This window comes from Parasporobacterium paucivorans DSM 15970 (assembly GCF_900141895.1).
GTDB classification, from domain to species: domain Bacteria; phylum Bacillota; class Clostridia; order Lachnospirales; family Lachnospiraceae; genus Parasporobacterium; species Parasporobacterium paucivorans.
The window spans coordinates 1-12883 of the sequence record NZ_FQYT01000006.1 but is presented as its reverse complement, the minus strand read 5'-3'; the positions used below and the strand labels follow the sequence as shown (position 1 = coordinate 12883).

At 49.2% G+C, this 12883-nt stretch carries 12 protein-coding genes; all 12 read right to left on the bottom strand.

Going from position 1 to position 12883, the window contains the following annotated elements; translation table 11 throughout:
• Positions 1-3: 3 nt before the first annotated feature.
• Positions 4-867: a 4Fe-4S dicluster domain-containing protein gene (locus BUA79_RS03540; RefSeq protein WP_094757282.1), complete on the bottom strand. Its 864-nt coding sequence runs from the start codon at positions 865-867 to the stop codon at positions 4-6.
• Complete coding sequence (locus BUA79_RS03535) at positions 860-1315, bottom strand: hydrogenase iron-sulfur subunit (RefSeq protein WP_073992988.1); 456 nt, start codon at positions 1313-1315, stop codon at positions 860-862. The genes BUA79_RS03540 and BUA79_RS03535 overlap by 8 nt, the downstream gene beginning before the upstream one ends.
• On the bottom strand, positions 1306-3288 hold the full coding sequence (locus BUA79_RS03530; RefSeq protein WP_073992987.1) for a CoB--CoM heterodisulfide reductase iron-sulfur subunit A family protein: 1983 nt from the start codon (positions 3286-3288) through the stop codon (positions 1306-1308). Before BUA79_RS03530 ends, BUA79_RS03535 begins: the two co-directional genes overlap by 10 nt.
• Positions 3285-4178 carry a CoB--CoM heterodisulfide reductase iron-sulfur subunit B family protein gene (locus tag BUA79_RS03525; RefSeq protein WP_073992986.1) on the bottom strand — a complete coding sequence of 298 codons (894 nt, stop codon included), beginning with the start codon at positions 4176-4178 and terminating at the stop codon, positions 3285-3287. Before BUA79_RS03525 ends, BUA79_RS03530 begins: the two co-directional genes overlap by 4 nt.
• An 11-nt stretch (positions 4179-4189) precedes the next feature.
• Complete coding sequence (locus BUA79_RS03520) at positions 4190-4750, bottom strand: 4Fe-4S dicluster domain-containing protein (RefSeq protein WP_073992985.1); 561 nt, start codon at positions 4748-4750, stop codon at positions 4190-4192.
• Between the two features lie 39 nt (positions 4751-4789).
• Positions 4790-5809 carry a polyprenyl synthetase family protein gene (locus tag BUA79_RS03515; protein WP_073992984.1) on the bottom strand — a complete coding sequence of 340 codons (1020 nt, stop codon included), beginning with the start codon at positions 5807-5809 and terminating at the stop codon, positions 4790-4792.
• Positions 5806-6228 carry a hypothetical protein gene (locus BUA79_RS03510; protein WP_178138524.1) on the bottom strand — a complete coding sequence of 141 codons (423 nt, stop codon included), beginning with the start codon at positions 6226-6228 and terminating at the stop codon, positions 5806-5808. The genes BUA79_RS03515 and BUA79_RS03510 overlap by 4 nt, the downstream gene beginning before the upstream one ends.
• 4 nt (positions 6229-6232) lie before the next feature.
• The gene (locus BUA79_RS03505) at positions 6233-7078 is read right to left on the bottom strand and encodes a 4Fe-4S dicluster domain-containing protein (protein WP_073992982.1); all 846 of its coding nucleotides are present in this window, start codon (positions 7076-7078) and stop codon (positions 6233-6235) included.
• Positions 7078-10080 (bottom strand): molybdopterin-dependent oxidoreductase, encoded by a 3003-nt coding sequence (locus tag BUA79_RS03500; RefSeq protein ID WP_073992981.1) that lies wholly within the window; start codon positions 10078-10080, stop codon positions 7078-7080. The genes BUA79_RS03505 and BUA79_RS03500 overlap by 1 nt, the downstream gene beginning before the upstream one ends.
• A 158-nt stretch (positions 10081-10238) precedes the next feature.
• Positions 10239-10583, bottom strand: coding sequence for a diacylglycerol kinase family protein (locus BUA79_RS03495; protein WP_073992980.1), 345 nt, complete (start codon positions 10581-10583; stop codon positions 10239-10241).
• A 17-nt stretch (positions 10584-10600) separates the two neighbouring features.
• Entirely contained in the window at positions 10601-12196 is a 1596-nt protein-coding gene (locus BUA79_RS03490) for an ABC1 kinase family protein (protein WP_073992979.1), read from the bottom strand.
• Positions 12197-12222: 26 nt separating this feature from the next.
• Complete coding sequence (locus BUA79_RS03485; RefSeq protein ID WP_073992978.1) at positions 12223-12501, bottom strand: phasin family protein; 279 nt, start codon at positions 12499-12501, stop codon at positions 12223-12225.
• Positions 12502-12883 lie beyond the last annotated feature (382 nt).

Sequence of the window (12883 nt, the reverse complement as noted above, 5' to 3'; positions counted from 1 at the left end):
CTCCTACATAAATTCGTCCCTGTCTGTCAGGTCATATTCACCCAGAACCGGCGCCCGTTCGCTCTCCACGCCGCACTCATAGTTTCCAAACAGGTCATTGATATCCTTGAGCATCTTCTTGGTCTGGCGCATGATGGGCAGCCCCATGGGGCATACCCGTTCGCACTCGCCGCATTCGATGCAGCGGTCCCCCACGTGATAGGCTCTGGTCAGACCGTACACCTGGCTTTCGGCCCGGTTGTTCTGCTTGCCCTGCCATCCTACCATGTACTGGTCTGCGTAGCATTCCTTGCAGCTGCAGGCCGGGCAGATGTTGCGGCATGCGTAGCAGCGGATGCATTTGTCATACTGCTTCGCCCAGAATTCATATCTTTCATCCGGGGACATCTTTTCAAACTCCTCGATTTCCCGGAATCTTTCTGCGCTGGCCTTTTCCTCTGTGTTTTCTTCTACCGGTTCCCCAATGAGGATGTCATAGACGACCGGGTTCTTATGGGAACAACCCTCACACACACTGTTTTCCTTGCCGGAACAGGGCATCCCGATCAGGAACAGGTTCTCCCTTTCGATCTGTTTGTCGTTGACCAGGCGGTTCACGGCCCGGGAGTCGCATCCCCGCACGCAGATGCCGATCTTCTTCTCCGGGTACTTGTCATCCAGGGAATATTTGGCCAGGCTGTTGATGCAGTATTCATTCCATACCAGTCTGTCCGCCTCCTCTGGTTTTGCTGCGAACAGGGGGGCCGTTTTGTCTTCAAAGCGGGTCGTTCCCCAGCCGATGATATAGCCTACCGTTCCGTCTTCGAGAAGCCTGCGGGCCGTTTCCCTGAGCTGTGCTTCCCTTTTTATCTCCAATGTGTCATTCATTCTCCGGGCCTCCTTCCTGATACCACTTCTCCTGGAACTTGCTGTTTGGTCCAAGCTCCCGGATCTGTGCCGTAACCTGTGTCATGGTATCCCTGAATTTGGCCGCTTCAGAGCCGGAAATCCACCGGGCCTGGAAACGCTGTGGGTCGATTCCGTTATATTCCAATAATCTTTTCATGAGCATGAACCTTCTTCTGGTAAAATAGTTGCCCGTGGCATAGTGGCAGTCTCCCGGATGGCATCCGCACACCATTACGCCGTCACAGCCCTTCTGGAAGGCCCGCAGGATGAACTGCGGATTGACGCGGCTGGAGCATGGCACACGTACCAGGTGTACGTTTTCCGGATATTTCATCCGGTTCAGGCCGGCCAGATCCGCTCCGGTATAGGTGCACCAATTGCAGGTAAAGGCAATGATTTTCGGTTCCCAGTTCTTTTCTACAGACATAGTGCATCCACCTCCTTGAGTATCTGGTCATTGGTATATCCCAGAAGATCGATGGCGCCGGTGCGGCAGGCTGCCGTGCAGGCTCCGCAGCCCTGGCAGAGTCCGGAATTGACAGTGGCTACCATTCGTTTGATTTTTCGGTTGCCTTCCCTTCCGTCGATTTCCTTCATGGCAATCGCGCTGTAAGGGCAGCATTTTACGCAGAACTCGCATCCGCAGCATTTTTCTTCGTTGACCCGGCTGATCATCGGGGAGGTTTCCATCTGTTCCTTGCTAAACACCCCGCAGACCTTTACGGCTGCCGCAGAGGCCTGGGCTACGGTATCCGGGATATCTTTGGGGCCCTGGCAGGTGCCTGCCAGGAATATTCCGGCTGTCTGGGTCTCCACCGGCCGAAGCTTCGGATGGGCTTCCTGTACCCAGTGGTCCCCATCCATGGAGATGCCCAGTTTGCTGACGATTTCCTCCACTCCCCTGGCAGGCACCATGGCCGTTTCCAGGATGACCATGTCCGCTTTTACGGTTACCGGTTTTCCAATCAGAGTGTCTTCTCCGGTGCAGATGAGCTTGTCCCCCTCTTTGTAGATCTTGGCCACACGACCTCTAATATAGGTTGCTCCGTCCTCCCGGGTCCGGTTGTAGAATTCCTCGTATCCTTTTCCGGGGGTTCTCACATCCATATAGAATATATATACATTCGATCCGGGGATCTTCTCCAGGATCTGATGGGCGTGCTTGGCTCCGTACATACAGCAGGCACGGGAACAATAGCTTTTCCCTTTTTTCTCATCCCGGGAACCCACGCATTTGACGATGACTACATCCTTGGGTTCCTTCTGGTCAGAAGGCCTCAGAATATGGCCTTCCGTAGGACCGGAGGCGTTGACCAGGCGTTCGAACTGCAGACCGCTGATAACGTCCGCATAGCGGCCGCTTCCGTATTCTCCGTACAGCTTCGTCCAATCAATCAGTTCATATCCGGTAGCTACCACGATGGCTCCATAGGTTTCCGTGATTAGCTGGTCCTTGTCCTCAAAATCGATGCACTGCAGGGGGCAGACGATCTGGCAGACCCCGCACTTGGCTGAGCCATTCAGTTTCCGGCAGTTCTGTGCGTCGATGACCGGTTTGGCCGGCACCGCCTGCGGAAACAGCTTATAGATGGCTTTCCGTTCTCCGATTCCCTGGTTGAATTCATCGGATATTTTGGAAGGGCATTTTGTCTCGCATAATCCGCAGCCGGTACAGATGTCATGGTTCACATAACGGGCCTTCTGTCGGATGGTCACCTCGAAATTCCCCACGTATCCGGTTACCGCTTCCACCTCACAGGAGGTTTTCAGCGTAATGTTGGGGTGTGCGCTGACGTCCACCATTTTCGGGGTGCTGATGCAGGCAGAACAGTCCAGGGTCGGAAAGGTCTTGTCCAGCATGACCATCTTGCCTCCGATGGATGGCTCTCTTTCTACAAGCGTCACTTCATGTCCTGCATCCGCAATATCCAGAGCCGCCTGGATGCCGGCAATTCCGCCGCCGATGACCAGGGCCTTCTTATGGATTGGGATGAAGGAGGTGAACAGAGGCTTATTGCTGCCTACCTTGGCAACGGACATCCGTACAAGGGAGATGGCCTTTTCGGTGGCTTTTTCTTTATCGGTATGGACCCAGGCGCACTGCTCCCGCAGATTGGCAATCTCCAGCATGTAGGGATTGATTTTCGTCCCTTTGAGCATCTTGCGAAAGGTTGTCTCATGCATCCGGGGGGTGCAGGCTCCAATCACGATGCGGTCCAGGCTGTGTTCCTCGATGGCATCCTTGATCATCTGCTGACCCGGTTCGGAGCAGGTATACTTGTTCGTCACGGAGTAGACCACGCCCGGTATTTTTCCTATTTCTTCCGCTACTTTTTCCACATCCACCATGGAGGCTATGTTTGTGCCGCAGTGGCAGATGATTACTCCTGTTCGGCTCATCCGTTCTCACCTGCTCTCTTTGCGTATTTTTTCATCAGCTCGAAAGCTGGAAAGAAATGCTTGTGGAGGCCTATTTCCTTTGCACCGGCTCCCATGGCCACAGCCAGCAGCTCCGTGAACTGATATACCGGCAGATTATATTTTTTTTCCATTTTTTCGTTGATTTCCGCCTGACGCATGTCCAGGTTCATATTGCACAACGGACAGGCCGTCACGATGGCCTGGGCCCCGTTTGCCTGGGCATTTCTGAGTATCCTGTCCAATAAGGGTCTGGCTTCCTTCGGCACATCCACCTGATGGCTGGCTCCGCAGCACTCTGTCTTGAAGGACCAGTCCACCGGCTCCGCTCCCGTCAGGGCGACGATTCGGTCCATATCCATGGGGTTCTCTGTATCTTCCCCTCCGGTGACCTCATGGGGACGGGAAAGAAGGCAGCCGTAATAGCACGCGACCTTGAGGCCGCTTAAGGTGCGGACCATCTTGGACCGGCAGGCCTCCATGGCCTCCTCGGTACTGAAGATATCCAGAAAAGACAGGACATCATTTTTGCCTTCATACGGCATCTCAATGATTTCCTGGATCTGCTCTTTCTTCTCCTCATCGGTGCGTACGGCATGCAGGGAATATTTCATCCGGGAATAGCAGGCCGCACAGGGAATGGCGATATCCAGGCCAAGATCCTCGCTTTCTGCCAGGGCCAGATTCCTCGCCGGCAGGGCCAGGGCCATCATTTCATCCTTCGTGTGGGCTGCGGTGGCGCCGCAGCAGTTCCAGTCCTTGATCTCCCGCAGATCCAGTCCGATCTTTTCCGCCACGAATTCGATGGATTTTTTATAGGTAGCTCCGGTCGAGTCCATAGAACATCCCGGATAGTATGCATATCTGAGCATCAGCCCTCACCTCATTTCTTCTTTTTATCCTTCATTGTTTTCCGAATGATCTTCTGCACAGCACCTCTGTCCCTTATCATGACCGGCTTGATCCCGATCAGCTTATGGCTCAGCATATGGGGCACATTCTCCATATCCTGAATGAAATGCCCAGTGGAGACGTTATACAGCCCTTCCAGGATGACCTCCTGGGACTTTCCGAACAGCTTCACGTTTTCCATGAAGATATCATTGAACCGGTCCACTTCCTTCACGGCAACCAGACCCCGCCTCTTGGCTTCCTGCCTGGATTTCTCCATAAGGGAAGGTATATCGATATCGTTGGGGCACCGGTCCACACAGGTGTGGCAGGTGGCGCACAGCCATATGGTCTTCGATTTCAACACCTCATCCATCATGCCCAGCTGCATATAATGGACCACCTCCCGAGGCATCAGGTCCATGGCATGGGCCATGGGGCAGCCTGCACTGCATTTGCCGCACTGGTAGCAGTCGTGCAGAACCACGCCGGTCTCCCGGGTGATCTGCTTTATAAGATTTTTTCCGCTTTTTTCGTTCAAGCAATCATCCATTTTGTTCCTCCTTCACACTGCCGGATGTGGCTTCATCCGTCAGAGTTTTCTTTCTGCCAGACCCTCTGCCAGGTCGGTAAGGGCCGCTTTTTGGGGACTCTCCGGAAATGTTTCCAGGTCCCATATTGCCTTCTGGCTGTATTCCCTGACCTTGTTTTCGGTATAACCGATACTGCCTGTACCGACCACAAAACGTATCAGCCTTTCTATATCCGTCTCCGATTTTTCTTCCGCACAGGCGAGCTTCAGCATTTCTGCATCCTGTTCCGCTTCCAATGCCTTCATGAGGGGAAGGGTGAATATTCCCTTGCGCAGATCCTGCCCCAAAGGTTTTCCCAGCTTCCGGCTGCCTTTGAAATCCAGGATATCGTCCTTGATCTGGAAGGCTATCCCTATATTCTCCCCATAGGAGCGAAGGGATTTGGCTTCTTCCAGTGTAAATCCGCCGGCGACAGCTCCCGTGTAGCAGCTTGCCGCCAGAAGATAGGCTGTCTTTCTCTTTATCTGAAGAATATAATTCTCATAGGTCTGTTTTTCTCTGCTGAAAGCCGTCCGCATCTGCTGGACTTCTCCCAGGCACATCTGGGCAGCGGTATCCGCCAGCACCTCACTGATGCCGGTACCATGATAAGCCGGTATATGTTCCATGGCTTTTGCAAGGAGATAATCCCCGCTCTTGATTGCGGAGTGCCTTCCGATGACCTTGTGTATGGTGATGACCCCTCTTCTCTCATCCGAATGGTCGATCACGTCGTCATGGATCAGGGAGGCGGTATGCATCAGCTCCAACATGCACATCAGGGGAAGGATTTCCCTTTTCTTCCGGTCTCCACCGGCGTATCCGGCCAGGCCGTGGCAAAGGTACGCAAGGGAAGGCCGCAGGCGCTTGCCTCCCGACAGGATGATCCGTTTCAGGTTCTCTGTCAACATGGCATTATCGCTGCCACAGGCCTTCACAAGAAGGGCTTCCAGCCGGTTCAGCTCCCCGGTCAGTTCCTGCAGGGCTACGTTCTCTTTTATTTTCTTTCGGACTTCCAATCCGGCAATTGTCTCTGTCATACTTCCACCTCGGAGGAAATGTGGTTCAGGAATATCCGATATTTTTCTGTATCGAAGATCCGGTTGCCGTCTACCCCGTCCTTGGACTCTTCCTGCAGATAAAGGGAAAACTCTTCAATCAGCTGGCGGCTGTCCAGGGGAATCAGGAAATGGGAAAAGCGGCTGAAGAAGTAATCTCCCAGCAGGGTCGCCGCCGTTTCATTCTCCTCGATCCGGTTATGCAGGCTGCAGAAGCAGTAGAAGCACTGCCCGGCAGCCGCCAGGTTCAGGCCCTTTTCTATATCCGGATACGTACAAAATATCTCTGCCGTCAGGCTTCTCTCCTCTTCTCCGAAAGGCTCCATGCCCATCTCCGCCATCATCCCGTAGCCGTCTGACAGCAGAGCTTCCAGCTTTTCCTGCAAATTCCTTTTGTTCATCATATTATCTTCCTTCGAAAGTCATCAGTTCCATCTTTACGCATTCATTTCCCACGGTTACTTCCTGGCGGATTGGATTATACCCTTCCATAAGGCATTCCACTGTAAACGTTCCGCTGTTTTTCGGCAGCTTGTCGAATTTGAATTCCCCGAAGAAATCCGCTTTTTGTTCCAGCAGCTTCTTCCCGTTGAGGCTCAGGGAAATCCGGGCATCCACGGCCGCTTTCTCGATGTCCCCGTCCAGGAATGCCAGGGCGCCTGCAACGAATACCTTGTTGAATTTATACAGGTTTTTATACAGCACCCGGGGCTGATTGCTCCCATTCGTGATTGGTTTGAGATTCTGTTTGTCCGCCAGCTTTTCGAACTCCGTATCCTCGCAGTGTACAATGCTTAGGGCCCTGAGCGGACAAGACTGTACGCACCGGGGCTCTGTCCATCCATCATCCAGCAGATGGGCGCAAAGGGTGCATTTCTGGGCCGTCTTTAATTCCTCGTTCCAGACAATGGCTCCGTAAGGACATGCGTCTGCCAGCTCTTTTTTTCCTTTGGCTTTTTTCACATCCAGAAGCACGATACCGTCCGGTCTTTTCGTCACCACATCCGGGAATTTCTTCTCGCAGGGTGCCTCGTCGCAGTGCTGACACATATGGGGAACAAAACAAATTTCCGTAAAGGGAACGGATCCCCTCTCATGCTTTTCGGGATTGATCCATTTATTTTCATGTTTCTGCTGCTCATCCGTGTAGGGAAGCCATTTGTTGCCTACATGTTCATCCTTACAGGCAAGCATACAGTTAAAACAGCCAACACATTTTTCAATATCTACTACGATATGCCACTTTTCCATTATTTGTTTTCTCCTTCCCATTTCCGTACTTCCACAAGACAGGAATTGACTGCCAGTCCGTGTGCGTTCTTTGTAATGAAACGGCTAGGTGTCAGGTTATTGATACAGCCATTTTTTTCAACCGCATATCCGGGTTCTCCAAGTGGTTTGTAATCCGCACAGGCTTCAAAGGAATGTACGATTCCTTTTGGCAGCCTCTGGGTAACCTCCAGAGCGCACAGTACGCTTCCCCGGTCGTTGTATACTTCAATAACATCATTTTCCTTTAATCCGCGTTTCTGGGCATCCTCTGGGTTCATTCTGAAAATCCAGTACCGGAATCCATCCACCAGTTTACGATGCTCTTCAATGTCATTGATATTGGAGTCTTTTCCGTCTCCCATGGTATGGAAGCTGTACTTCACATGCGGAGATATGAGCTGCAAAGGAAATCTGCTATACAATTCCTTTGCGTCCCTTCCCTCCCAGGAAGGAATGTAGGTGCAGATTGGAAGACGTTCTTCATCATTTGGATCAAACATTTTCAAAGTCTGTGCTTCAAATTCAAATTTTCCGGATGGCGTCTGAAGTCCTTCATTGTACCTTCCATAATGCTCTGATGGAAGTGGGGAAAGCTCCGGCGTATCCTTTTTGATTCCCTTGGCAAACCAGTTAAATGCTACGGGATCCCTGCGGTTTTCAGGCAATGGTGGAACCACGTAATATCCTTTTTTCAAAAGTTTATGCCAGGATATTTTTTTCGGAAGATCCGTACACTCAAAGTATCTTTTTGCCCAGTCATACTCAGAATTTCCTTCCGAGAACACCTGCCACAGTCCCAGTTTATTGGCAACCGCCTGGAATATGTCAAAATCGGATTTTGACTCGCCTAATGGTTCAATACATTTATGCTGCACAAAAACTACCCTGTGGTTGTTCTGCAGGTAGGTTTTGTCGATGTAACCGCCGGAATTGGCCGATTCTGCAATATCCCATCTCTCGAAGTTGGTGCAGGCCGGAAGGATAATATCGGCAAATTTGGCTTCGCCTTCCATCCAGATAGACTGGTTCACCACGAACTCCAGGCTGTCACAGCGGTACATTCTGGCAAATCTTTTGGAATCAGGCTGTGTTCCGATATGGGAACCTCCATATTTATAATACATCTTGACGGTGCTGTGTCCCGGCGCCGGATATTTGATTTTGGCAAACTGCGCTTGTACAGAATAAACGCCCATATGGTTGGCCTCCGTCTTTCCATCCATAATGGCCTCAGGTATGCGAAGTCGTGGAATCAGCTGCGTTTCAGAATTTACGGAAGGGGACTGAGGCATACGGTTATATATGTTTACACCTGCACCGGTTCCCATATAGTCGCCGGAAAATCCTCCGTCTGCATAGCCAGGGAAAAAGAATCGGGTATCCAGCGGCGTTCCATACTGCAGTCCGCCAAAGTTTACCCCTGGTTTTCCAAGACCCTGCATTGCTATAAGGCACACCATGGCACGCGCCCATTCTGTTCCGAAGGCTGTCCTGCCGGCACAGCCGAATGAAGTAATGCCGCCACAGGCCAGATAGGTTTTCTTTCTTCCCCACTCTTCTGCCAGCGCCCTTACGGTTCTTGCTGCAACTCCGGTATGCTCTTCCTGCCACTCTGGTGTTTTAGGAACTCCATCAGTTTTGCCCATGACATACTCTTCCCATTTTTCAAATCCTTTGGTACGGTCAGCTACGTATTCCTTATCATAGGTTCCCTGATTCATCCAAACGTTTGCAATGGCCAGCGCAAGGGCAGCATCCGTTCCTGGATAAGGAGCTATCCATCTTCCGCCCATAAAAGCTGCTGTGCTGTTAAAGTAAGGATCGATATGCACTACAGGAATTCCAAGCTTTTTAATCCATTCTCGTCGGATGGTACCTTCCTGGGCTCCGTACACGCCGGCAGTGGATTCCGGATCGGATGACCAGAATACGATCATTTCAGAATTCTGCATGCAGTCTTCCACTGTTGAATATGGCTCACATCCTCCGTTACGTGCGCTTCCGCCATAATGATGGGTGGCACCCCAGGCAAAACCTTCCCAGCTGTCCGGATTCAGGGCTGCATTAGTAGCGCCAAGGCAGTTGAAGAACCGCTTTGCCGCACTCAGATAGTATCCGCAGTTACCCCAGGTATGATGGGATCCGGAAGTATGAAATACTGCTCCTGCACCATAGGTCTGCCGTACTCGGATGATTTCCCTGGATACGATGTCCAGAGCTTCGTCCCATGATATTCTCTCATATCCGGAGACACCCCGGTTTTCATAATTCCTTTCTCCGTCTGGATCAAAATCCACACGCTTCATCGGGTAAAGGACCCGGTCCGGTGAATAAACCATGGACTTCCATCCCATGGCGTAGGGAGCAGCTGTAGTTCTTTTCGGAGGCGAGAACTTTTTCCCTCTGGCAGTAATGGTCCAGGGCTCTGCATCTTCTTCGTCAAAATCGATTGGAGTCACCCGCACGATCTTGTCGTCCTTTACATATACAAACAATGGTCCGCCATTGGTTCCAGTCACATAACGCTTCTCACCGTTAGGCATTTTAGTTCCGTAGTTCTTGGCATATAATACGTCGAAAGCAAAAACTTTCAGCAGGAGAGCCGAAAACCACATAGCTTCTTCATCCGGGCCGTTCAGCGCCAGTGATCCGGATTTAGCCGCATTAACGAATTCTGCCTGGTCGCGAATCAGCGCCACGACTTTTCTTGCCACATTCTCATCTTCAAAAACCATCTCAACGTCGGCATCTTTGAAAATACCATTATTGCTGGTCACAAAACCATCCTTGAATTTCAGAAGCCGCCCAAAACTTTCATCCCTGAGCTTCATCTGAACAGTGATATTCTTCTTTCTGAGTTCCATTTTGAATTCCGGGAATGCCAGCGCCAACGCATTCAATGTTTTGTCGAGTGCAAACAGTGTGCCTCCTAAAACTGTTTTGTCAAAAATCTCAAGACCTTTATCAGCTTTCCTACCCATTTCCTACCGCCCTTTCGTAAATATACAATATAGGTGTTTTTTAAATATTCCATTTGTATTCATTTGGTATACCAAAATGATACAACTTTGACAACTAATTGTCAATTATGTTAAGGGATTTAATAAAATGAATTTTTTTCATGTGAAAAACACACGAATTATATAGGCAGAAAAATCAGAATTCCAATCAAAGCGGCTGCAATCGAGACTGTAAGCACTGCCCCGGCAGATACATCTTTTACAAATTTTATCCTTTCGTCCTGCCACGGTATGACAGTGTCCGCCAGTTTTTCAATGGCAGTATTTATTAATTCAGCTGAAATCACCATGCCGAACAGAAGAATGCATACAATCCATTCCCACAGCCGGAGCCTGCAGAAAAATCCGGCAGCAATTACAACGAGCATGGCTGCCACGTGCACCTTCATGTGCCTTTCTGATTTTACGGCAGACAGGATACCTCGAAACGCACATTTAAAACTGGAGGCCTTAAATATTTTCATGATGGTCCCTTCTTGTATTATTTTTTCTTTCTGTCTGATCTGATAATCAGGACAATCATCCACAATCCCATCAGGACTGCAACAAAATATCCGATTAAAGCGATGACAGATACACCATGAAGGCGGGGCCCCGCTTCCATGCCTGCCATCATGGATGATCCCAGTATCATGGAAGCAATTATGATGGCGAATACCAGCCTGTTGACCATGTGATTCAAACGATCCAATGGCTGTTCCAGATTGGTGTGCTCCATCTGAATTTTTGCCTTACCGGTGGAGAGGTTGTTTATTGTTTTGACAATCTGTCTGGACACTTTTGGAAGAGATCTGGCGGACAGGTAAAGGCTCATCATATACTCACTCAGCTCTTCCTTTATGTCTATATTTTTGATCATCTGATTCCTAAAATATGGGATCAGAATATCCATGATTTTCACATCCGGGGCCAGTTCCTCCAGGATAGATTCAATCGTAATGATTCCCTTGGTCAGCATTGTGATTTCTCCCGGCATGGTCAGATGATTATTTCTGCATATAATCAGAACATCCCCAATCAGCTTCCTAAGATTCAGATCGACAAGAGTGTTCTCAATATACTCATTATAAATGGATTCTATATCCGCCTTAAAGGATTGCATATCCAACGGGCCATTCTGAATACAAATACTCCGGACCGCACGGCTCATTTCATCCGGATCAGCAGATACAAAGGCATATAAAAATGAATTAAACTTCCTCTTCATAGGATCTTTAAGGGTTCCCATCATTCCAAAATCTATATAGACAATCTTCCCCTCGCTGACAAAAACATTTCCCGGGTGGGGATCTGCATGGAAGAAACCATCTTCAAATATCTGTTTGAAGTAGTTGTTTGCCAGTTTTATGCAGATCTCGCTGCGGTCATAGCCCTCTTCATCCAGCTTTTTTTTATCGGATATCTTGATTCCATCCACGTACCCGATTACCAGAACGCTGTCTGACGTATATTCCTCAAAAATGGCCGGAGAAGTTATGAATTTTACATCTCGGTTATTTCGCTGAAATGTCCGGATATTCTCTGCTTCATTCAGAAAGTCCAGCTCCTTTTTAGCCGAAATTTCCAGTTCCCCAATAATTTTCTGGAAATCGATCATATTATATTGGGGTGTATGCCTGGCAAACCCCGCCAGTCTTTTCAAAATGGCTATATCGCTCATCATGGACTGTTCAACCATGGGGCGCCTTATTTTAACCGCAACTTTTGTGTTGTCTCTGAGGCAGGCAAGATGGACCTGGGCTATGGAAGCCGTTGCGAGCGGTTCTCGGTCAAACCACAAAAACATTTCTCCGACGGGTTTTCCAAATGCATCCTCAATTACTTTTATTATATCTGTATATGTTTCCGGCTGTACATTGTCCTGAAGCTTCTGCAGTTCCGTGGTGAAAGTGTCAGGCAGCAGATCGGACCTGGTGGAAAGAATCTGACCGATCTTAATAAAAGTGGACCCCAGTTCTTCAAATGATTCCCTGAGACCAACCGGCAGATTTTCTCCTCTGAATCCTCTTTTTATGCCATGGTTGAAAAACACCGAGAGGATTTGCCGCATCCGTTCTTTTTCATTCGATATGCCCATTCTGTCGCTCTACCTCGGATTTTCGATTATTTGTTTTCCAGCTCTGTGATTCTTTTCTCAAGATCTTTAATGTCATCTTTTGTTGCCAGGTTCAGAAGCATTTCCTTTAGCTGTTCTGCCGTGACAGAATCCTTATCGGCCGGTGTTACTTTTTTTCTTTTCAGCTCCTCATTGATTTCCATGCCCTGGGCCACACTGATCTCACCCTTTTTGATCATGTTCTCAATCAGTTCTGTGCCTTTTTCATAGGAATAGGCCATTGAACCAATTCCGGCAAGAATAATATTCTTTAGGGAAATATCCATAATGCACGCCTCCTTTTCATTTGTATCTACAGTTAATTTTAACATACTCAACGTTCATACTCAATCTCAATCGAGTAGGAGGCTAGTCATTAGTTGACTAGCCGACCTCTCACACCACCGTGCGTACCGTTCGGTACACGGCGGTTCTCTAGTTTTCACATATTTTCAGATATTGCTCCGTGAGTGTTATATATCCCAACTCACGGAGTCTTTTGTTGTTAAATGCGGTTTGTAGCACAAAATATCCACTACAATACCAGTTTCCATTTCGCATATTGGCACAGATCCATGCTTTTTCTTCTTCCACATCTAACTTCTTAAGGTTACTAAATCTCGTTTTGACTTTCTTCCATTGCTTCCAATAAATGCACCTAATTCTATG

Coding starts and splice junctions, on each gene's coding strand:
- BUA79_RS03490 (WP_073992979.1), bottom strand. CDS start 12,196: ATGGGCATATCGAATGAAAAAGAACGGATGCGGCAAATCCTCTCGGTG.
- BUA79_RS03495 (WP_073992980.1), bottom strand. CDS start 10,583: ATGAAAATATTTAAGGCCTCCAGTTTTAAATGTGCGTTTCGAGGTATC.
- BUA79_RS03535 (WP_073992988.1), bottom strand. CDS start 1,315: ATGTCTGTAGAAAAGAACTGGGAACCGAAAATCATTGCCTTTACCTGC.
- BUA79_RS03520 (WP_073992985.1), bottom strand. CDS start 4,750: ATGGATGATTGCTTGAACGAAAAAAGCGGAAAAAATCTTATAAAGCAG.
- BUA79_RS03530 (WP_073992987.1), bottom strand. CDS start 3,288: ATGAGCCGAACAGGAGTAATCATCTGCCACTGCGGCACAAACATAGCC.
- BUA79_RS03540 (WP_094757282.1), bottom strand. CDS start 867: ATGAATGACACATTGGAGATAAAAAGGGAAGCACAGCTCAGGGAAACG.
- BUA79_RS03505 (WP_073992982.1), bottom strand. CDS start 7,078: ATGGAAAAGTGGCATATCGTAGTAGATATTGAAAAATGTGTTGGCTGT.
- BUA79_RS03515 (WP_073992984.1), bottom strand. CDS start 5,809: ATGACAGAGACAATTGCCGGATTGGAAGTCCGAAAGAAAATAAAAGAG.
- BUA79_RS03525 (WP_073992986.1), bottom strand. CDS start 4,178: ATGCTCAGATATGCATACTATCCGGGATGTTCTATGGACTCGACCGGA.
- BUA79_RS03510 (WP_178138524.1), bottom strand. CDS start 6,228: ATGAACAAAAGGAATTTGCAGGAAAAGCTGGAAGCTCTGCTGTCAGAC.
- BUA79_RS03500 (WP_073992981.1), bottom strand. CDS start 10,080: ATGGGTAGGAAAGCTGATAAAGGTCTTGAGATTTTTGACAAAACAGTT.
- BUA79_RS03485 (WP_073992978.1), bottom strand. CDS start 12,501: ATGGATATTTCCCTAAAGAATATTATTCTTGCCGGAATTGGTTCAATG.